Annotated in this window: 20 protein-coding genes; 7 read left to right on the top strand and 13 right to left on the bottom strand. The window is 64.6% G+C overall.

The annotated features are described in order from the left end of the window. Positions 1 to 162 precede the first annotated feature (162 nt). Both VQ042_RS13185 and VQ042_RS13180 read right to left on the bottom strand, forming a co-directional pair. Positions 163 to 1,134: a DUF3179 domain-containing protein gene (locus VQ042_RS13185; RefSeq protein WP_331819966.1), complete on the bottom strand. Its 972-nt coding sequence runs from the start codon at positions 1,132 to 1,134 to the stop codon at positions 163 to 165. 59 nt (positions 1,135 to 1,193) lie between these two features. Continuing rightward, positions 1,194 to 2,342: a hypothetical protein gene (locus VQ042_RS13180; protein WP_331819964.1), complete on the bottom strand. Its 1,149-nt coding sequence runs from the start codon at positions 2,340 to 2,342 to the stop codon at positions 1,194 to 1,196. A gap of 179 nt (positions 2,343 to 2,521) precedes the next feature. Here VQ042_RS13180 and VQ042_RS13175 point away from each other — a divergent pair, with 179 nt between their 5' ends. From VQ042_RS13175 to VQ042_RS13160, 4 genes are all read left to right on the top strand, one after another. Then, positions 2,522 to 3,115 (top strand): sigma-70 family RNA polymerase sigma factor, encoded by a 594-nt coding sequence (locus VQ042_RS13175; RefSeq protein WP_331819962.1) that lies wholly within the window; start codon positions 2,522 to 2,524, stop codon positions 3,113 to 3,115. Continuing rightward, positions 3,115 to 3,756 (top strand): DUF1109 domain-containing protein, encoded by a 642-nt coding sequence (locus VQ042_RS13170; protein ID WP_331819960.1) that lies wholly within the window; start codon positions 3,115 to 3,117, stop codon positions 3,754 to 3,756. The genes VQ042_RS13175 and VQ042_RS13170 overlap by 1 nt, the downstream gene beginning before the upstream one ends. Next, positions 3,753 to 4,484: a DUF6969 family protein gene (locus tag VQ042_RS13165; protein ID WP_331819958.1), complete on the top strand. Its 732-nt coding sequence runs from the start codon at positions 3,753 to 3,755 to the stop codon at positions 4,482 to 4,484. The genes VQ042_RS13170 and VQ042_RS13165 overlap by 4 nt, the downstream gene beginning before the upstream one ends. 499 nt (positions 4,485 to 4,983) lie before the next feature. Then, on the top strand, positions 4,984 to 5,547 hold the full coding sequence (locus tag VQ042_RS13160; RefSeq protein ID WP_331819956.1) for a carboxymuconolactone decarboxylase family protein: 564 nt from the start codon (positions 4,984 to 4,986) through the stop codon (positions 5,545 to 5,547). 42 nt (positions 5,548 to 5,589) lie between these two features. Here the strand turns inward: VQ042_RS13160 and VQ042_RS13155 are convergent, their stop codons facing one another. From VQ042_RS13155 to VQ042_RS13125, 7 genes are all read right to left on the bottom strand, one after another. Continuing rightward, on the bottom strand, positions 5,590 to 6,336 hold the full coding sequence (locus VQ042_RS13155; protein WP_331819954.1) for a flavodoxin family protein: 747 nt from the start codon (positions 6,334 to 6,336) through the stop codon (positions 5,590 to 5,592). Positions 6,337 to 6,577: 241 nt separating this feature from the next. Further along, complete coding sequence (locus tag VQ042_RS13150; RefSeq protein WP_331819952.1) at positions 6,578 to 7,345, bottom strand: haloacid dehalogenase type II; 768 nt, start codon at positions 7,343 to 7,345, stop codon at positions 6,578 to 6,580. 50 nt (positions 7,346 to 7,395) lie between these two features. Further along, positions 7,396 to 8,007, bottom strand: a complete 612-nt coding sequence (locus tag VQ042_RS13145) for a CDP-alcohol phosphatidyltransferase family protein (protein ID WP_331819950.1) — start codon at positions 8,005 to 8,007, stop codon at positions 7,396 to 7,398. 19 nt (positions 8,008 to 8,026) lie between these two features. Further along, entirely contained in the window at positions 8,027 to 9,469 is a 1,443-nt protein-coding gene (locus VQ042_RS13140; RefSeq protein ID WP_331819948.1) for a DUF547 domain-containing protein, read from the bottom strand. A gap of 49 nt (positions 9,470 to 9,518) precedes the next feature. Next, the gene (locus VQ042_RS13135; RefSeq protein ID WP_331819946.1) at positions 9,519 to 10,952 is read right to left on the bottom strand and encodes a dihydrolipoyl dehydrogenase family protein; all 1,434 of its coding nucleotides are present in this window, start codon (positions 10,950 to 10,952) and stop codon (positions 9,519 to 9,521) included. 35 nt (positions 10,953 to 10,987) lie between these two features. Continuing rightward, the gene (locus VQ042_RS13130) at positions 10,988 to 11,701 is read right to left on the bottom strand and encodes a cytochrome c biogenesis CcdA family protein (RefSeq protein WP_331819944.1); all 714 of its coding nucleotides are present in this window, start codon (positions 11,699 to 11,701) and stop codon (positions 10,988 to 10,990) included. A gap of 76 nt (positions 11,702 to 11,777) precedes the next feature. Further along, on the bottom strand, positions 11,778 to 12,185 hold the full coding sequence (locus VQ042_RS13125; RefSeq protein WP_331819942.1) for a thioredoxin family protein: 408 nt from the start codon (positions 12,183 to 12,185) through the stop codon (positions 11,778 to 11,780). A gap of 113 nt (positions 12,186 to 12,298) precedes the next feature. On the opposite strand from VQ042_RS13125, the gene VQ042_RS13120 reads away from it, so the two are divergent. The 3 genes from VQ042_RS13120 to VQ042_RS13110 all read left to right on the top strand — a co-directional run bounded on the left by VQ042_RS13120 (position 12,299) and on the right by VQ042_RS13110 (position 14,272). Next, positions 12,299 to 12,922, top strand: coding sequence for a TetR/AcrR family transcriptional regulator (locus VQ042_RS13120; protein WP_331819940.1), 624 nt, complete (start codon positions 12,299 to 12,301; stop codon positions 12,920 to 12,922). 39 nt (positions 12,923 to 12,961) lie between these two features. Further along, positions 12,962 to 13,495: a peroxiredoxin-like family protein gene (locus VQ042_RS13115; protein WP_331819938.1), complete on the top strand. Its 534-nt coding sequence runs from the start codon at positions 12,962 to 12,964 to the stop codon at positions 13,493 to 13,495. A gap of 213 nt (positions 13,496 to 13,708) precedes the next feature. Continuing rightward, positions 13,709 to 14,272, top strand: coding sequence for a L,D-transpeptidase (locus VQ042_RS13110; protein ID WP_442880078.1), 564 nt, complete (start codon positions 13,709 to 13,711; stop codon positions 14,270 to 14,272). A 40-nt stretch (positions 14,273 to 14,312) separates the two neighbouring features. Here VQ042_RS13110 and VQ042_RS13105 read toward each other — a convergent pair whose 3' ends face one another. The 4 genes from VQ042_RS13105 to VQ042_RS13090 form a co-directional block, all read right to left on the bottom strand. After that, positions 14,313 to 14,777, bottom strand: a complete 465-nt coding sequence (locus VQ042_RS13105) for a DUF302 domain-containing protein (protein ID WP_331819936.1) — start codon at positions 14,775 to 14,777, stop codon at positions 14,313 to 14,315. Between the two features lie 43 nt (positions 14,778 to 14,820). Continuing rightward, positions 14,821 to 15,060, bottom strand: a complete 240-nt coding sequence (locus tag VQ042_RS13100; protein ID WP_331819934.1) for an NrsF family protein — start codon at positions 15,058 to 15,060, stop codon at positions 14,821 to 14,823. 667 nt (positions 15,061 to 15,727) lie between these two features. Then, on the bottom strand, positions 15,728 to 16,165 hold the full coding sequence (locus VQ042_RS13095; protein WP_331819932.1) for a hypothetical protein: 438 nt from the start codon (positions 16,163 to 16,165) through the stop codon (positions 15,728 to 15,730). Positions 16,166 to 16,653: 488 nt separating this feature from the next. Further along, entirely contained in the window at positions 16,654 to 17,814 is a 1,161-nt protein-coding gene (locus tag VQ042_RS13090) for an adenylate/guanylate cyclase domain-containing protein (RefSeq protein ID WP_331819929.1), read from the bottom strand. Between the last annotated feature and the right edge of the window lie 107 nt (positions 17,815 to 17,921).

The following is a 17,921-nucleotide window of genomic DNA, read 5'->3' as shown; positions in this document are numbered from 1 at the left end:
CTTCTTCGCGCGAAGACGTCGCCGGGGCAGACGGCGGGCAACATGGCCTCGCCAAGGGCACGCGAGCCGACAAGCGCGACCGCGACGCCAACCACGATCACTGAGCAGCACGATAGCGTCTGCGGCGACAACGAGGGAACATCCACGGCGATGCCGCTTCGGCTACCTGGCGCCGCGCCCGAGCATCCAGCCCCCCTTCGGGTAGAAGGCGTGGAACGCGAACGCGAAAGGGATGTCGTAGGCGATGTCCTGCCCCTGCGCGTCCCGCACCACCACGTCGCCGACCTCGCGCCCCTCCGCGATTCGGTCGCTGTCGAGCGCCGAGGCTTGACCCGGCCGCCATTCCAGCGTCACCCCCGCCTCTTCGATGCGGCCCGCCTGGCGCAGCCGCTCGAGGGGCCAAGCGCGCTCGCCGACGCGAACCACGCGGGCGAGCGGCGGGATTCCGTGCGGCGGGTTCTCGCCGGTATAGAGGAACGGGCGGCGCGCGCCGTCGTATCCCACATAGGGATTGTGGCCGTAGGCGCGCGCCCGGTCCGGCTCGTCTAGCACCAGCCCGTCCGGATGCGCCGCGCGGAATGCCTGCCAACTCTCCATCCGCGCCGGCAACGCGGTGAGCCTCTGGCCGGTAAGGGCACCGACGATGCCTTCGCCGACCGCCTGCTGCCACCAGCTCTCGGTCTGCCGGTCGTACATGATCATGTCGGAATGCCGCAGCTTGCCCGAGACGCCGAACGTGTGTGGCATCCCGTCGATGCGCGTGTCGAAGACCATGCCGCTGTTGCAGAGCGGGCAGTAGGTCACCGCGATGGGTATGTCCGCCACCACGTCGTTCACGATCTCGTGCCACATCAGGTACCGGATCGGATAGGCTCGGCCCGGCACGCCCTTGGGGGCGTAACTCATCACTGGCTCGCGTGGATCGAGCCGCGTCTCGTCCGACGCCTTGCGAAACCGCGGCGCATCGATCGCCGGGATACCGTCCTTGGGTGGGCCGCCCGAGACGATTTCGGCGAAGTCGACGGCGCTGCGCGAAAAGTCGGTTTCTGGCCACTCCTGCCGCCAGCTATCCGGCTGTGCCCGCGCCGCATCGCCCACGAGGATCATTGCCAGAGCGGCCAAGAGCTGGATCATCGTCATGAACTCCAGGGTAAGGGGCCGCGGGCCGCTTAAGGCGTCCCGCGGCCGGGGCGTCAGTTGGAGACGCGATACGCCTCGGGGAGGTACGTCATGCTGTCGGTGTCGGCGCCGATGCTCATGTGGCAAGCGGCGCAGAACTCCATCGCCGCGCCGTTCTCGCCGCCGGTCCGCCCCATCAGCGAGCCGTCTGGCATGATCGCGGTGTAGATCCAGTCGCCGCTTTCGGGGAACGCACCGGCCTCGGCCTTTTCCATCAGGAAGAGAGGGCCGAGCACGGCGTGGCCGTCCGGCGAGACGGTGAAGCTCGGCTTGCCGAGCATGCCGCCCGCGGGCATCGCGCCGCCTGCCTCGAATTGCCGATAGGTTGGTGCCGCGTTCTCGTCGGCGAGATTAACGACATACCGTCCGCCATGGGTGGCCGAGCTGTAGGGTCCGGTGCTCACGGTCTCCCAGGACAGGAAGGCGCGCGCCTCGGACAGGTCAGACTTCAGCCAGGAGGGCCCCTCGATGCTCTCGCCCGCCTCGAGCGCCGCCGCCTGCTCCTCCATCTTGTCGAGGAGGCAGTCGTAGATCTGCGCCGCTTCCTCGTCGCTGACCTCCTTGACGGCGTCGGCCGCGCAGGGGTTGGCCGCGCAAGGATTAGCGGCGGCGCAGGGGTTGGCGGCAGCAGCGCACGGATTGGCCGAAGCGGCGCACGGATTAGCAGCTCCGCACGGGGTGGCCGCGGCTGTCGGGTTAGCCACGCCACATGGGTTGGCAGCGGCGGAGCAAGGGTTCTTCGCCGCGCAGGGGTTTGCCGACGGCAGCACGCAGTCCGTCTTCGCTCCGGCTCCCTGGGCCTCGCACGGATTGGCGGCGCAGGGGTTAGCCGCGCAAGGGTTGGCCGGCTCGGTTTGGGACGCCGCGCAGGGGTTGCCTGCTTTCGGTTTGGTCGCCGCGCACGGGTTGGCTGCGGCACACGGGTTGGCCGCTGCGCATGGATTGGCTGCACACGGATTGGCCGGCGCGGCACTCGGTTTCGGGACACACGGATTGGCCGCGCACGGGTTGACGGCCTGGCTTTGGGCCGCTGCCGAGGTGGTTGCGACAGCACCCACCGATGCCGAAAGCGCGAAGGCACCCATCATCAGCGCCATTGGCATTGCGGTCGAAAGGCGCAGCGCGCTGCGGGCCCGCCTCGGTACCTGCGTCAGAATGTTCATTCGGTCCTCCCAAGTTGTGGATTGTCGTGTCTGTCGTTGCCGCGGGCCTGCCATTAGGCAGTCCGTCGTTAGCCTCTTCGCCGGTCGCACCCCGGCGGTTACAAAAAAGTTCCTTTCGCAGCGGTCCGGTGTCGAGGCAGGATCAGCGAGACGTACCGAGTGACGAAAGCCCAAAGCCCATGCCGACGGAGCGACGCCCGAACGACGAGACGATCGCTGACGACAAGCGGCTGGCCGACCTGCTGCGCCGTGGCCGACTCGGCGACCAGGGCGCCTACCGCGCTTTCCTCGCCGAACTCAGTCTCCGTCTGCGCCGGCAGATGCGGGCGCGTGCGACCCGATTGTCCGAGGCCGACGTCGAGGATCTGGTGCAGGAGGTGCTGATGTCGGTCCATGTGGCGCGAGCGAGCTGGGCCGAGACGAGGCCGGTGCTGCCCTGGATCGCCGCAATCGCGCGCTACCGGGTGGCCGACCTTCACCGCCGCCGCGGCCGTGCCGGCATGCTTCTCGAAGAGATGGCGGCCATCGCTGAAACCTTTTCGGGGTCCCGTGCGAACAATCCTTCAGATGAAGTCATGAACGGAATGTCGATGGAACGCGCATTGTTGGGGTTGTCGGAGACCGAACGTCGCGCCTTTACACTGGTGCGCCTGCGCGGAATGTCGCTTGACGAGGCGGCGGGGACGAGCGGTTCGACCGTCGCCGCCCTCAAGATCGCCGTCCACCGCGCCGCCCGCAAGTTACAGGCACTTGTCGGGGAGGGTCGCCTCTGATGCAGACCGACGCCCTCATCGACCGCCTCGCCCATGCCGGACCGGTTCGCCCGCTGCCCCCCGCCTGGCGGCGTTGCCTCGGATGGTTTGCGCTGGCGGCAGGCTTTGCCGCGGTCATCGTGCTCCTGATGTCGCCGCGCCCCGACCTCGCCGCGCAGCTTCGCGAGACCCACTTCTGGGTCGAGCAGCTCGCGGCGCTCGCCACCGCCATCCTCGCGGCCCATGCGGCGCTTGCCCTCAGTGTTCCCGGCACCAGCCGCCGGGTGGCTCTCGCACCGATCATTCCTGCGGCGCTCTGGCTCGGCTCGCAAGGGGTAGGATGTCTTTCGGCTCTAACCGGGCGCTCCGGCGTCAGCATCACCGGCGAGCCGGAATGCCTCATCTTTATCGCACTTACAGGCTCGGTGCCGGCCATCGCGCTGGTGGCGATGCTGCGGCGCGGTTTTCCGGTGCGACCCCGTCTCAACCTGGCGCTCGCGATGCTCGCCGCGGCGGCGCTCGGCAATGTCGGCCTGCGCCTCTTTCACGCGCAGGACGCTGCGTTGATGGTGCTGATCTGGCAGAGCGGTTCGGTGGCGCTGCTGTCCTTTGGCGGCTGGCTTCTCGGCCGAACCATCTTGAACCGCCCGGTGACTGCATGAGCGACCGCGCTGTCCTGATCCTTGAGAGCCCGCCACCGCTCGACGACCTTGATACTGCGGAGCTGCGCCGCATGGCGGCAGCCGCGGACGAGATCGACGAATGCCTCCGCGTGCTCGGCAAGGCACGGCTCAACGTTGTCGGCGAGATACTGAAGGGCGCGGGTCAGTTCGTACAGATGACGCACTACCCGCAGGGCGACGTCTACGATGCCGAGACGCACTCGCAGTACTACTACCATGCTCACCGTGAGGCCGAACACGGCCATTTCCACTGCTTCCTGCGTGCCGGCGGCATGCCCGGGGGCGTCACTCCCGTCGCAGATCCGGTGGCGCAGGGATGGCCCGCTGGCGACAAGGCCATCGCGCATCTCGTCGCAATCTCGATGGACCGCTTCGGCGCGCCGATCCGTCTCTTCACGACGAACCGCTGGGTGACGGCCGAGACCTGGTATCCGGCGGCGGACGTGACGCGCATGATAGAGCGCTTCTCGGTCGATCATGCGTTTCCGAGTTGGCCGACCAACCGATGGCTCACCGCCATGACACGCCTCTTCCGCCTTGAGATCGAGGCCCTCGTTGCGGCACGCGACCGTGTCTTCGCGGAACACGCCGCGCGCCATCCCGACCGCAACCCGTGGGAGGACCGCGAACTCGAGACGCTAAGTGAGATCGCGATCGACCCCGCCGCGCAGAAGGCGCGTGTCCTCGCCGCCCTTGCCGCGCGCTAGCCTGACTTCGGGCGACGGCGTGGCAGGTCGGCTACTCGCCTGACGGCGCAGACGTCTTCGCCGCGGTGCTGCCGCCCATCTCCCGGATCGCCGCGGCGAGCAAGATCTCGAGCACCCCCTTGCGATCAGGCCCGGGATGCTGGGCCCGGCTTCCGCTCGGCGCTTTCCACCGCGTGGCGCGGCGGATCTTCGATGTCGCAGGCTACACAAACGCTTGAGTCGGCGTAACGCGGCGCCTATTTCGATCGAAGAGTGCGGGACGGTCCGTTCGACGAAAGGACAACGCCGGAACGTCGATGCCGCTGAACCAGAGCCCCAGTGTCCTCGCGAAGCGCGGGCACCGTCCGTTCGCAACGCTTCTCGTTGACGGTCTCACAATTCGCACTGTACCGGCGCCCTGGACCTCGGCCTCGCTCGCCGCACATCTCCTTGACGTACTCGCACTCGATCGGCGCAGGCGCTGCCGACCACCTCCGACCCCAGCAACCGAAGGAAGACCATGACCACGAACTACATCATCGACGTAAAGCCCGAGACTCTCGACACCGCACAGAGCGGCGCCAAGGCCGCGCTCGAGCGTGCGAAGAAGAGTCTCGGCTTCGTGCCCAACATGTACGGCGGCATGGCCGCCGTACCGGGGGTCCTCGACACCTATCTCGACGGTTACAACCGGTTCCGCGAGTCGGCCGGATTCTCCCCCGCCGAGCAGGAGATCGTGTTCCTCGCCATCTCGAACTTCAATGGCTGCGGCTACTGCATGGCAGCGCATTCGATGATCGCCGACAAGATGTCCGGCGTCCCCGCTGAGTCGCTCGCCGCGCTGCGCGAGGGACGGCCGCTGCCTGACGCGAAGCTCGAGGCACTGCGTGCCTTCACCGTGCGAATGGTCGAGAGCCGTGGCAACCCGACCGGCAACGAGGTTGCCGCGTTCCGCGAGGCCGGCTATGAGGAGCGGCACATCCCCGCCATCATCCTCGCCATCGCCGTCAAGACGCTCAGTAACTACAGCAACCACGTTTTCAAACCAGAGGTCGACGAGATGTTCGCCGGCTACAAGGTCTAAGACGGCGGCTGGAGAGAGCCGCGAGGTCGGCTCCCCTCCGGCTCAGGCCCGGTGCTCGGGATTCTCGTAGCCGAAACGGCACCCGGCCTTCCAAGCGCGGCGGTCGTTGCCATGGTTGGGCAACCCGCCCGCCGCCTTCAGCATCCGGGCCATGTGCAACAGGTTCCAGGTCATGATCGTGGTGTTGCGCTGGGTGAAATCGTTGTCGAACCCGGCGCCGTCGTCGCCGTAGGACGGCCCCGGCCCCGCCTCGCCGATCCAGCCGCAATCGGCTTGCGGCGGGATCGTATAGCCGAGATGCTGGAGCGCATAGAGGATCGACATCGCCACGTGCTTGATACCGTCCTCGTTGCCGGTGACGACGACGCCGCCGACCTTGCCGTAGAAGCTCGACTGCCCCTTGTCGTTCAACTCCGCCGACATGGCATAGAGCCGCTCTATCATCAGCCGGCAGACCGAGCTCTCTTCGCCGAGCCAGATGGGCGTGCCGAGGATCAGGATGTCGGCGGCGGCGATCTTCTTCCAGATGCCTGGCCAGGCGTCTTCCGGCCAGCCATGCTCAGTCATGTCGGGCTGCACGCCAAAGGCGATGGGCATGCCCGACGGCCGGATAATCTCGACCGTGACGCCGACACGCCGCATGATCTCGGCCGGTACCGTCAGAAGCAGTTCGGTATGGCTGGGCTCGTCCGCCCGCTTGAGTGTGCAATTCAGGATCACCGCCGAGAGACCGGAGAACTCCGCCGGGTTTCCGGCGCAGAGCGCCTCTTGCCGTTCGTTCAGCGCCATGGAGTGTCCTCCCATTGTTTCAATTCAGCGGCCTTCGGCCTGTTTGCGGATATGAAGTTGCGCTGCGTGACGCATGGCTCTTTCTTCGCACCCGACGACGTTCGGATTGCCAGGTTCCGAGCGAGTTCGCCGAGGATTGGGGCGTTCGAATGTGAATGAACACCTCTTGCCTGGCGTCATCCCTCCGGGCCCGGTAGTCTGGAGCCTTACCTGCATCATCACGCTCGGCAGAACTTTGCCGTCACAGCACCGACCATCGATTAACGATCTCGTGCGCAACCACCTTGAGGTCCGGGCCAACTATGTCAGGAACGGGGATCTCGCCCACTTCCAGGACCGCGTTGCCCGGTCGCGTCACCAGAGCACTGAGGCACCCGGCGGCCTGCGCTCCAATGGTATCCCACACATGGCAGGCCACCATGCAAAGATCGGCGGTTTCGGCACCTTCGGCTTCGGCGACCATCCGGTAGGTCTCGGGTGCCGGTTTGTACCGGCGAACCGTGTCGACGCTGTATGACGCGTCGAGGAAGTCAGCGAGGCCGGCGCGCTCCAGCGGAGTGGGCGAATCCGCAGGCGGAGAGTTTGTCAGGGTGACCAGCCGAAACCCCGCGGTCTTCAACGTGCCAAGAGCGGGGGCCGCGTCCGGATGTGCCGGCATGTTGGCGAGCGTCGCGCGCAGTTCGTCAAGGTCGGCCGAACCGACTGAAACGCCCCGGGTCTGCCCCACCATCTTCAGGACACCCGCGGCGATCTGGCCGAACGGCACATAGCGACCGGAAAGACAGATGGCCTCTGAATAGAGGATCAACTGTGCGAACCATTCGCGCATCACCGACGCGTCGGAGAAGAGTCTGGCGAACAGCGGCTCGAGGACCGTAATGTCGAGCAGCGTCTCGTTGACGTCGAAGACGATGACCGGTGCGGTACGCGATGAGATCACAGTAGTCCTCCATCTGTAGGTGTCTCGAAGGGCATCGTCCGCCCGCCGGCGGAGGGTATCGCCTGTCATGTGCCGAACACCCTCTGGAGGCACATGTTTCAATGAACCAGTCCAGGGTGTCAGGTCCCGGCAAGAACGGTGAGCCCGTGACGCCAGCGCAAGACGGTTGCCAGCGCGCACACCAATGCGAAGCCATAGGCCAGAGCGGCGAAGTACGAGGGGAAGAGGCACATGACGACGAACACCGCAATCGTCTCAGCCCCCTCCGCCAAGCCGCCGAGGTAATAGAGCCCCTTTGACGGAAACCGCGTCGAGCAAAGTCCTCGTCGCTCCGCCAGCAGCGAGAACGCAAGGAAGCTGCTGCCGGTCCCGACGAAGGATGCAATTAACACGGCGGCCGGCAATGCGTTCGCTTCGGCATCGGCAATCGCGAAGCCGAGGGGCACCAACGCGTAGAAGACGAAATCCAACACGATGTCGAGGAACGCTCCCCGGTCTGTCGGGTGCGTGGCACGGGCGACGCTTCCGTCGAGACCATCCAACAAACGGTTGGCTGCGATCGCCACGAGCCCGAATGCATAGAAGCTTGCCGCGATCAGGAAGAACGCCGCAACGCCAAAGCCAAATCCCGCCCATGACAGCGTGTCGGCGCGAACACCCCTGGCCGCCAGGACGCGTGCGACAGGAACGAGGATCCGATTCTGCAACGGGACAATACGGTGATCCAGCATGGGTATCCTTCACCCCTTCTCAGAGGTCGTTCAGCGCCCAGTCGTAGGCAAAGAAACCAACCCTCGCTCCGGACGGCATGTTGACCGGAGCGTTTTCCCGGATCCACGTCGCGACGGCGCCACCGTTGAAATCATTTCCGTACCAGTCCATCACTTTGCTGACCCAGACAGACTTGCCGTTGGCGGCGTAGCCTTTCGTGGGATTGGCGAACGTCCTTGCGACCTGCTCGGCGAGCTGACTATCGAGGGTCGCGGCCGCATAGGGCTCTCCGCGGAGATCGGGGCAGGAGATCGCCGCGCAATTCACCGCGAAGTGGATCCGCGGTTCGCCGAGTTTGCGAATGATCCCATGCTCGATGTCATCGAGGCTTCGCTGCCCTCCACCGACTGGCCACTGGAAACTCTTCCAGGGACTGGAGAAGATACCGCCGAGGTTCTTGATCGACTGGGCCTCGCCCTCCCGGACGATGAGGTCGACGGTCAGAAAGTTGTAGGCGTTTATCCAATAGGCGAGCTTCTCGGCGCGTGAACCAGCCATCGCTGGATTTGAAGCCAGCAGGACCGCCAGCGCTTCGGCATGCCGGGGGTCCTTTCGCCAGGCGACGTAGTCGACACCCGCATAGGTGATGCCGCTCTTCCGGGCAGGCCGAACGTGATCATCCAGCAGGCTGCCATAGACCTCGACGAAGCGGTCGTACTGTGCGTCCGCCGCCCTTGCCTGGTTTGCATCCGGAGCGAAGCCAGCCGACAGCGCAAGCGCGAGCAGCGCGACGGGAACTGCGGGGCCAGACCGCACAGACTTCCATTTTCGGTATGCGACGGGAAGGAGGGCAATCAACCCGAGCAGCGTGAAGGCCACAAGGACATCCACCGACAGAAGGTCTCCAAGGCTGGAAATCGTTCCAAGTTCCCGCCCGAGATGTGCGTAGACGAAGGTGCCGGGGATGATCCCCACGAGAGTCGCCAACGCGAATGCCCGCAAGTGCATGCCGAACAACGCGGGGACGACGTTCACCACGAAGAAAGGGAATATCGGGACGATCCGCATGAACAGCAGGTACTCGAAGGCATTGGCCTGAAAGTTCGACGACACGCGTGCGGCAAAGGGACCGGCTTTGTCGCGCAGGGCTCCGCCGAGCGACGATCGCGCCACCAGGAACAGGATAGTCGCCCCGAGAGTCGCGGCGACCACCACCAGCGAGCCGCCAAGGACTGTGCCGAACATGAATCCGCCCAGCAGTGTCATGACCGACGCGGCAGGCAGCGAGAGAGCCACCACGATGGCATAGGCGAGGAAGAAGGCGCTGGCGGACCAGAACGGGTGAGCCTCCACGGCGGACAGGAAATCGCCCCGCCGAGCCTTCACCGCCTCAATGTTGAGGACGTCGGAAATTCCCGCGCCATAGGCACCCAACGTGAGCGCCCCCAGGACAACGAGGAGGATCCATCCGCGAAGAGACATGGACAACACCTTTCGTTTGACGACATGAGCGACAGACATCACGTCTCGCTCACCAGTTCGGAAGCTTGCGCAGCAACGTTACAAGCTGGCGTGTGCGCTCGCTGAAGAGCCTCGGCCGATACCATTCTCCTGCCGCTTGCTTGGAGAGTTCAGACAGCGTCGGATAAGGCAGCACGAGCGAGGCGATATCCTTCAGCTTCAGACCCTTGGTGATGGCGAGGCACCATAGCCCGATCAGTTCTCCAGCCCCGGGAGCGACGATCGAGCAGCCGAGGACCCGGCCGTCAGGCAAGGCAACAATCTTCAGCATTCCCTCGTTGCGGCCTTCCGCGACGGCCCGGTCGAGATTGTCCAGGGTCTTGACGACGGTCCGCACCCTGTCGCCATAACGCTGGTTCGCCTCGGTCAGCGTCAGGCCCACATGGGCCAACTCGGGATCGGTATAGGTAACCCACGGCAAGGCGCCGTAGTCGACCTTGGCAGGAATACGTAATGCCAGGTTCCGGATCACGATCCCGGATTGGTAGCCAGCGATATGCGTAAACTGCGGACCCCCCAGGCAGTCGCCCACGGCGTAGATGTGGCGGTTCGTGGTCCGCAAGCGCCTATCCGTGTGGATGCCCTCGGGGCCGAACTCGACGTTGGCACGCTCGAGTGCCAGCCCCTCGATGTTCACCGTCCTGCCCGTAGCGACAAGGAGGTGGGAGGCCGCGAAGCTACGCGTCGATTCCCCATGGACAACCTCGACGACGTGTCCGTTCGCCTCGTGTCGAACGGAGCGGACTTCGGCGTTCTCGATGATCACGATCCCCTCCCCCAAGAGGCACCGGCGCACAACGTCGACGAGTTCCGGCTCGTCCTTCGGCAGGATCCGGCCTTGTGTAACGAGGGTGATACGGGATCCGAGGCGGCGATGCGCTTGCGCCATCTCGATCCCGATTGGACCGCCACCAACGATGACGAGATGCTCCGGCACGATGTCGACGTCAAAGAGGCTCTCGTTCGTCAAGACGCGCCGGGGATCCAGCCCGGGGATCGGTGGTATGGCGGCACGGGAGCCGACCGCCAGAACAATGTCACGCGCACGGACAATCTCGCCGGAGACGGTGAGGCTGCGTTCATCGAGAAAGCTGGCCCGCCCCCGGACGACGCGAACCCCGAGGCCCTCGAAGCGTTCGACCGAGTCATGTGGTTCGATCGCATCGATCACGCCGCGAACGTGTGTGTTAACCGCAGAACGGTCGGTCTCGAACAAATGCGCAGGCACGCCGGCCAAATGTGGGGAGCGGTGTGCATGCATCAGCTTGCCAGCAGCCAGCAGCGACTTAGACGGCACACAACCGGTGTTCAGGCAGTCGCCCCCCATCCGTCCTGCTTCGATCAAGATCGTCCGCAAACCGAGTTGCGCCGCTCCGGCGGCAATCGAGAGCCCGCCGGATCCGGCGCCGACAACGCAGACGTCGTATCCACTGCCGTCGCTCAAACCCGGTTCCTCCTGTTGCAACCGCGGTCCAACGCTCAAAACCGGGTGGTCAAGTCGGTCAGCCACTGCGGCGACGCTGCGACGATGGCCGCCTCGGCCTGCTTGTCGAGGCCGGAGATCACCAGGATCCCGACAGTCACCAGCACCGCGCCGAGGATCATCTTGCCGCCCTTGCCAGCGCCGAGCAGGCGCCCGCGCCAACGCAACAGCGCCTCGCGCGACAGAGCGCCCAGCACGAGCAGGGGCAGGGCCGCCCCGATGCCGAAGGCCAGCATGGTGAGAGTAACCTGTCCGAGGTTCTCGCCGCGCGCGGCCATCATCGAGGCAGCGCCAAGTGTGGGCCCGACGCAGGGGCTCCATACCGCTCCGAGAAGCAGTCCGATCATGAACTGCCCCCGAAGCCCGCCGGATTCGAACCCGCCGAAACGGCGCTCCGTCCAGGTACCGACGGGGCTCGCCGCCGTCGCCAGCCGCGTCTGGAGCTGAGGCACCAGCAAGACGGCACCGATGCCAACGAGCACGAATCCGCCAATGGTCCGGAAAACATCGAGGTCGAGGCCGATCGAAAAGCCGACCAACGCTACGAAGAGGCCGATCACGACGAACGAGATGGCTAGACCTGCGGCCAGCGCCGCGGGGCCGAGCCTGTGCTGAGACACCGCTGTTCCCAGAACGACGGGCAGAAGCGGCAGGACGCACGGCGACAGCGTGGACAGTACGCCGGCGAGGAGGGCGAGCAGCGTCGTCATGGGTTCTCCTAGTGCGTCAACGGGATCTCACGTCGGGTCGCGTGATCGCCGGAGGCGGCAACGGCAAGAGCTGCGTTCACTGGCCCTTGGTTGACGCGAACAGGGCAGCGATCGAATCGGGGTTGGTGTCGCCGACCGAGCGCGCCGTTTCCCTTTCGCCGTCGAAGGCGATCAGCGTCGACTGCATCCGCGCGTCGAGGGCTCGGACCACGTCCTTCTGGTCGTCGAACGAGACATGGAAGATCTGCATGTCGGCGTAAGCGGGGTCGGCCGCGAGCTTTTCGATGATCGGCTTCTGCGTGGCACAGGTCGGGCACCAGGGGGCCGCGATGTCGACGACGATCGCCTTGCCGTCGGCTTGTGCCTTCTCAAAGGCCGCTGTCTCGAAAGGCACGATCTCGGCCGCCAACGCGAGGTGGGGTGCGATTGATGCGACGGTCAGGACGAGCGCCGCCGCGGCGGAACGAAGAGTGGTGACGAGCATCTTTTTTCCTCGATCGATGGTCAGGGGACTTGGATTTTGGATCGTTCGGTCCAAAATAACAAGCACACGAACGGCCCCATGCCGTGGTCGTGATCGACTCGGGAAATCGCGTGATGGGACGAAACAGAAGCTTTGACGAAGACGAAGTCCTGGACAGGGCGGTCGCTCGCTTCTGGGCGTACGGCTACACCGCGACCTCCGTGCGCGATCTCGAGAAGGCAATGGGGATGAGTTCGGCAAGCTTCTACAATGCGTTCGGTGACAAGCGCTCCCTCTTCAAGCGATCGCTCCAGCGCTACCTCGACCAGTCGAGCCGCCGCCGTGTGACCCTTCTGGATGCGAGCACGTCGCCTCGTGAGGCGATTGAGACGTTCCTCAATGCCATTGTCGAATCCTCGTCGCGAAGCCGCGACGGCTGTCTTCTCGTCAATTCCGCCGCGGAGGTCGCGGCTCACGATGCCGAACTCGGCGAGGATGTCGCGTCGGGACTTCGCGAAGTGGAGGACGCCCTTCATCGCGTCCTGCTGCGTGGACAGGCCGACGGATCGATTTCGGACAGCCTGGACGCGAGCGTCTTCGCCAAGGCGATATTAGGGACCATCGTCTCCATTCGGGTGATGTCGCGCACGGTCTCGGGCGCTGGCTATCTCAAGGCGCTCTCCGACAGTCAGATCGCCATGCTGGCACCGTCGCCGTCCCGGCGTGCGGAAGCGCCGGCCACACCCACCGAAGGCTGATCAACACGCGGGATCGTCTCAAACCTGAAGGAATAGACCATGAACCACACGACTCCCCTCCCCGGGGACCACGCACCCGCTCTCAAGGTTTCGACGCTCGCGGGTCCAACGCTCGATCTCTCTGTTGTGACCCCAAAGTCCTTTAGCGTCGTCTTCTTCTACCGCGGCGTCCATTGCCCCATCTGCAAGAGCCAGATGCAGGAGCTTGCTGAAAAGCTCCCGGACTTCGACGCGCTCGGCATTGAAGTGCACGCCGTATCGATGGATTCTGCCGAGCGAGCGAAACGACAGTCCGACGAATGGAAAATCGCCGACCTACCGGTCGGCTATGGCCTTGCGGAAGAGAGCGCCCGCGCCTGGGGCCTGTTCATCTCGACCAAGGCGAAGGATCCCGAGCCCGACCTGTTCGCCGAACCCGGCATCGCCGTCGTCTATCCGGACGGCCGCATCTACGCCCTCTATTTACAGAATGTACCCTTCGCTCGGCCACGCCTCGACGATCTTCTGGGAGGGCTGAAGTTTGTCCTCGCGAACGACTATCCTGTGCGCGGTTCCCTTCCGGCTGCCGCCTGATACACGGCAAAACGACGCCCGAAAGCGTCGCATCCTTCGTCCAAGAAGAGAGGCGTCACCTTGACCCCAACAGACACAGCCGGATCGGCGCTTTCGCGTCGTCATGTCATGCTCGGCCTGTCGGCCTTGGCGCTTTCGGGCTGCGTGAGCACGCCTCGAACCCAGTTGGTCGCACCAAGCCCAGCGGTTCCACCTCCGGCGCCATCCCGCCCGATGATGTATGACGCGATGCCGAACGAGCAGTTCTTCGTGCCTGCCGTCGATGTCTCAAAGGTCGACCCAGCATTCTGGCGCAGGGAGGTGCCCAATACCACCAATGAGCCGGCCGGCACGCTGGTCGTCGATACCGACGCAAAGTATCTCTTTTTCACGCAGGCCGACGGCTCGGCGATGCGCTACGGCATCGGCGTCGGGCGGGAGGGCTTCTCCTGGTCCGGTCGCGCGCGAGTGCAGTACAAGCGCAAATGGCCGAAATGGACCCCGCCAGACGAGATGGTCGCACGCCAGCCGGAGCTCGAGCCGTACTCGATCGCCAATGGCGGCATGCCGCCCGGTTTGGAAAACCCGCTGAGCGCCCGGGCGCTCTACATCTTCCAGGATGGCAAGGACACGCTCTACCGCCTGCACGGTACGCATCAGGAATGGTCGATCGGCAAGGCCGTTTCGTCGGGCTGCATCCGGCTCCTGAACCAGGATGTCATCGACCTCTACGACCGTGTGCCCGACGGCACGCCGATCGTCGTGCTGCCGTCGAGGACAGCCCCGTTGGCCGTCTGAGCCTGAGGGATCGCTAGCGGGACCAGGTTTGGCGCGTCCTTTAGTCCGTCGAGGCCGCCATCCCCGCCAGGCGGTCCATGGCGGTCGTCATCGACGTGACCGGTTCGCTCGCCGGATCGAGCCCATATCGTGTCGCCAGAACGTCCGGCTCGAGATAGCCGACCTTCGTCGTCTCGCCGTCGCGCCAGACGAGCATCTTCTGCGGCAGGTCGATCGCTACCAGGGCGTTCTCCTGGATCAGCGGCGTCCCGAGTTTCGGATTGCCGAAGATGATGACCCGGGTCTCCGGGATGTCTGCGTCGACCGACCGGGCGTTGGCAGCATGGTCGACGACCGCCACGACCTTGGCCCCGGCGTTCTCGATCGCCGCGGTCAGCCGGGCAACGGTCTCCTCCACCGAACCCGAGGCAGAGCGTATATTCATTCCCTCCATCGCTTGCGCCGTCACCCCACTGAGGAGGATGGCGCCGACCAGAGTGGCGGCATGCAGAACTTGGCGGATCATTAGTGATCTCTCCGAGTGAGGGGTTGATGCTGGGGATGGTTCATCACCGGAGAATTGCCCGGCCCAGTGAAGCGCCCACAACGACAAGCTCGCTTGCAGCCAGCGGATACCAGGTGACCACGAAGAGCGGAGTGTCGTCAATGCAGTGAACCGCGTAGAAGAGACCGCAGCAGCGGCAAGGCCGTACAGGCTGTCTGCCAGTAAAGGTAGCGTGGTCGCTTCCTTTCGGAGGTCCGGAGCAGGATCGCCAGTGGCAAACCTCCCATGGCGTAGGTGGCAGCAATCCAGGGTATCCACCGCACGCGCCACATCCCGTGGGGTAGGAACCATCTCCGCAACGGGACAGGCGGAAGACCTCGGTGGAAGAGATCCTAATGGCCGCGCACGCGACGCCCCGCAGACGGGCGCAGGGTCGGCGGCGACCTCCCTCAGGAAAGCGCCATAGGCCCTTGCATATCCCCTGAGAGTCACACTGAGAAGCGCATAAAGCCCCTCTAACCGGGTCGGGAACGCAGGCATCATGTACGCCATTCGTCGAGGCAAAGGTGTTTGTTACGCGGAGAAGCGGAGTTTTTCTCGTTGCATACAGTCCGCGTTGCCCGTGAGATCTCTAAAGGATTAACAGATTTCCGGGCGACCTCGAATGATGGAATGCAAGACCGATGATCGGCTCGCTCATCGTCCAAAGAGAGTTCCCATGACCAACGTTCTTCAGCCTCGCCCTCGCCGGCTCGCTCGACTTGCCGCTCCCTGCCGGAATCGGGGCTCCGGGAAGTTGGTGTTCGATACTCGCGTCATGACCCTGTGCGTCTGGTAGGTAGTCGAGTACGTCGCCTCCGTCATTGCCCAAGAAGATGGCAGCACGCCCCGGACGCACACAAAAATGGGCCGTCCCAGCAGTGACTACCCTTTATAGTTCCTAGAATGAGTCGAAGTGACCCGTTTTCGGCTTACTGAACGTTGGTAATCGCATCGTCCTGCAGCGCGATACCCGACTGTGTGACCGGCGCTGTGCTCGGCGAGAAAGTCGCGCCGGAACCCGGGACGAGAACGTCCGAAACCATATCGGCAGGGCCGATCGTTTCGCCTGTTACACCCTCTGCGATCGCTTTGCGCTCGGCGGCTCGGTTGAGCTCGAGTTCGGCCTCGTTGCCCGGCACGATGGTGTTGTTAATCGGGCTGTTGACCGAAACAGAAGTCTCGTTGCCCGGCATTGCGGCTACCGCGTTACGCTCGGCGGCGCGATTCAGCTCGATGGTCGTCTCGGAGCCCGGGATCTGCGTCGCGGCGTCCTGCGCAAGGACAGCGCCGGAAAGCAAGGTGGCGGAAAACACGGCGATAGTGAAATTACGAGCGTTATTCATTTGAGATAAATCCTTCTTCTGCATCAGCGGTGTATCCGCTTTGCATAATCGTGTTTCTGATATAGGTTTATTCGCTGACGAAGCCGGCGCCGTTACGTGCCATCACGCCAAGGTGTTCGAGACGGTGCCGCGCGCACCCTGCAAGACTTCACCGGCGATAAAGATCAGTTGGCTGATGTCGCGCAGCAGTTCGACGCCCAACCCTGCATCCGACCGTTCCCAAAACCAGCCGGTATTCCGTTCTCGTCTTGACGACGGCATGGGCCGGCCCCGCGAGGAAGCCGGAGAATTGCGGCACAGATTCTTCGCGTTCGATCGAACTGTACGATCAGAACCGAACTCAGTGCCGCTGGGCTTGGGCATCCCAAACACGTTTGCAGAACGCCTCGTAGAGCGCCGCCATGGGAAAGTCTGGATCGCTGATCTGATATTAGATCGTTTGACTTTCTCGGCACATGTCCGCCATACGCGCCCCGCGAAACTTTGTGAGGTGCTGGCTCAGGGCCGACTGGCTAAGGAACGCAGCCGACCAGTTCCAATCGCGGCAACACGCCGACAATGTCCTGGGTCGGCAGCCGCCGCCAGGCGTCGGATGACGTCAGTCCCTGGCTCCTCGCCCGGTCCAATGCCGTCGCCGTCGCAAGCAGCGAACATCCGGTAACCTTGCAGTGCTTTTCCAGCTTCGCCGCGAGGTTAACCGCGTCGCCGATGACGGTGAACTCGAGTCGGCTTTCGTCGCCGGTCACCCCGAAGAGCACCGGGCCGACGGTGATCGCTGCATTCAGTTCGATCGGCTCATCGCCATCGCCGGCGCGCGCGGCGTTTAAGGAATACGCTGCATCAATCGCCGCCTCCGCGGCGCGAAACGCGTCGCGCGCGTGCGTCTCGCTCGGGAATGCCGCTCCGAAGGTCACGATTATGCCGTCTCCGAGATACTTGTCGATGGTGCCGCCGTGCCGCTGGACCTCGGGGACGACCTCCCGGTGGTACTCGCGCAGGAGAGCGACCGTCTCGGCCGGGGAGAGGCGCGCGGCTTGCGCCGTGAAGCCGCGCAGGTCCAGCACGAGAATGGCAGCCTCGCGCATTACCGCATCACCGGGGGCGAACCCGGACTCCGTCGCGCGTATCTCGCGGGCGACCTCGGGCGCAAAGAAACGCGATAGTTGGCTTGCTGCGTCCGTCTCCGTCGCTGCGCGGACCAGCAGCCGGCGGGCCCGGACGATCGCCGCCGCCAGGATGCCCGTCACTGCCGCGATCGAGACGATCTTGTCGACCTCGGCGCCGATGAGGATGGCGCCGGACGTGGCGTACTCGGCGAAGTTTCGCGTGATCTGCATCTCACCTGCGGTGAGCACCGCGTAGCCGACGAGCACGGACCAGCCGAGGATGGCCGCGAGGCCTGTCAGGAGCACGTAGCGCGCCTCAAAGCGCATTGCCCTTAGCGCGATCAGGATGAAGACGTAGAGCAGCGTCGGAGCCTTCAGGTACACAGTCGCGGGCTGCTGGTACTGGAGGTGGAAACTCCAGATCGTCAGCATCAGGACGGCGACGTCGACGACCACCGAGACGTGGAGCACGACCTCATTCAGCCGTCTCGTCAGCGCCAGCCAGAGGCGCATCCCGGTGAACGCCGCGTAGATGACTAGCGCCCAGGGCACCGGCTCGAACGGCACCTCCGCGGGGAATGCCTTCGGGGTCAGGGCATAGAAGGCGCCGAAGAAAGCGATGGCGGAGAACTGGACGATGCAGACGAGAACCTCGCTCGCCCGCTGGTCGGCGA

This window comes from Aurantimonas sp. A2-1-M11, from assembly GCF_036549475.1.
Lineage (GTDB): Bacteria > Pseudomonadota > Alphaproteobacteria > Rhizobiales > Rhizobiaceae > Aurantimonas.
Note: the sequence above shows the minus strand (reverse complement) of the source record. Positions and strands in the feature narration are given on the sequence as shown.

Coding starts and splice junctions, on each gene's coding strand:
- VQ042_RS13130 (WP_331819944.1), bottom strand. CDS start 11,701: ATGACGACGCTGCTCGCCCTCCTCGCCGGCGTACTGTCCACGCTGTCG.
- VQ042_RS13175 (WP_331819962.1), top strand. CDS start 2,522: ATGCCGACGGAGCGACGCCCGAACGACGAGACGATCGCTGACGACAAG.
- VQ042_RS13160 (WP_331819956.1), top strand. CDS start 4,984: ATGACCACGAACTACATCATCGACGTAAAGCCCGAGACTCTCGACACC.
- VQ042_RS13120 (WP_331819940.1), top strand. CDS start 12,299: ATGGGACGAAACAGAAGCTTTGACGAAGACGAAGTCCTGGACAGGGCG.
- VQ042_RS13115 (WP_331819938.1), top strand. CDS start 12,962: ATGAACCACACGACTCCCCTCCCCGGGGACCACGCACCCGCTCTCAAG.
- VQ042_RS13150 (WP_331819952.1), bottom strand. CDS start 7,345: ATGACAGGCGATACCCTCCGCCGGCGGGCGGACGATGCCCTTCGAGAC.
- VQ042_RS13185 (WP_331819966.1), bottom strand. CDS start 1,134: ATGATCCAGCTCTTGGCCGCTCTGGCAATGATCCTCGTGGGCGATGCG.
- VQ042_RS13105 (WP_331819936.1), bottom strand. CDS start 14,777: ATGATCCGCCAAGTTCTGCATGCCGCCACTCTGGTCGGCGCCATCCTC.
- VQ042_RS13170 (WP_331819960.1), top strand. CDS start 3,115: ATGCAGACCGACGCCCTCATCGACCGCCTCGCCCATGCCGGACCGGTT.
- VQ042_RS13155 (WP_331819954.1), bottom strand. CDS start 6,336: ATGGCGCTGAACGAACGGCAAGAGGCGCTCTGCGCCGGAAACCCGGCG.
- VQ042_RS13095 (WP_331819932.1), bottom strand. CDS start 16,165: ATGCAGAAGAAGGATTTATCTCAAATGAATAACGCTCGTAATTTCACT.
- VQ042_RS13180 (WP_331819964.1), bottom strand. CDS start 2,342: ATGAACATTCTGACGCAGGTACCGAGGCGGGCCCGCAGCGCGCTGCGC.
- VQ042_RS13110 (WP_442880078.1), top strand. CDS start 13,709: ATGATGTATGACGCGATGCCGAACGAGCAGTTCTTCGTGCCTGCCGTC.
- VQ042_RS13140 (WP_331819948.1), bottom strand. CDS start 9,469: ATGTCTCTTCGCGGATGGATCCTCCTCGTTGTCCTGGGGGCGCTCACG.
- VQ042_RS13125 (WP_331819942.1), bottom strand. CDS start 12,185: ATGCTCGTCACCACTCTTCGTTCCGCCGCGGCGGCGCTCGTCCTGACC.
- VQ042_RS13145 (WP_331819950.1), bottom strand. CDS start 8,007: ATGCTGGATCACCGTATTGTCCCGTTGCAGAATCGGATCCTCGTTCCT.
- VQ042_RS13165 (WP_331819958.1), top strand. CDS start 3,753: ATGAGCGACCGCGCTGTCCTGATCCTTGAGAGCCCGCCACCGCTCGAC.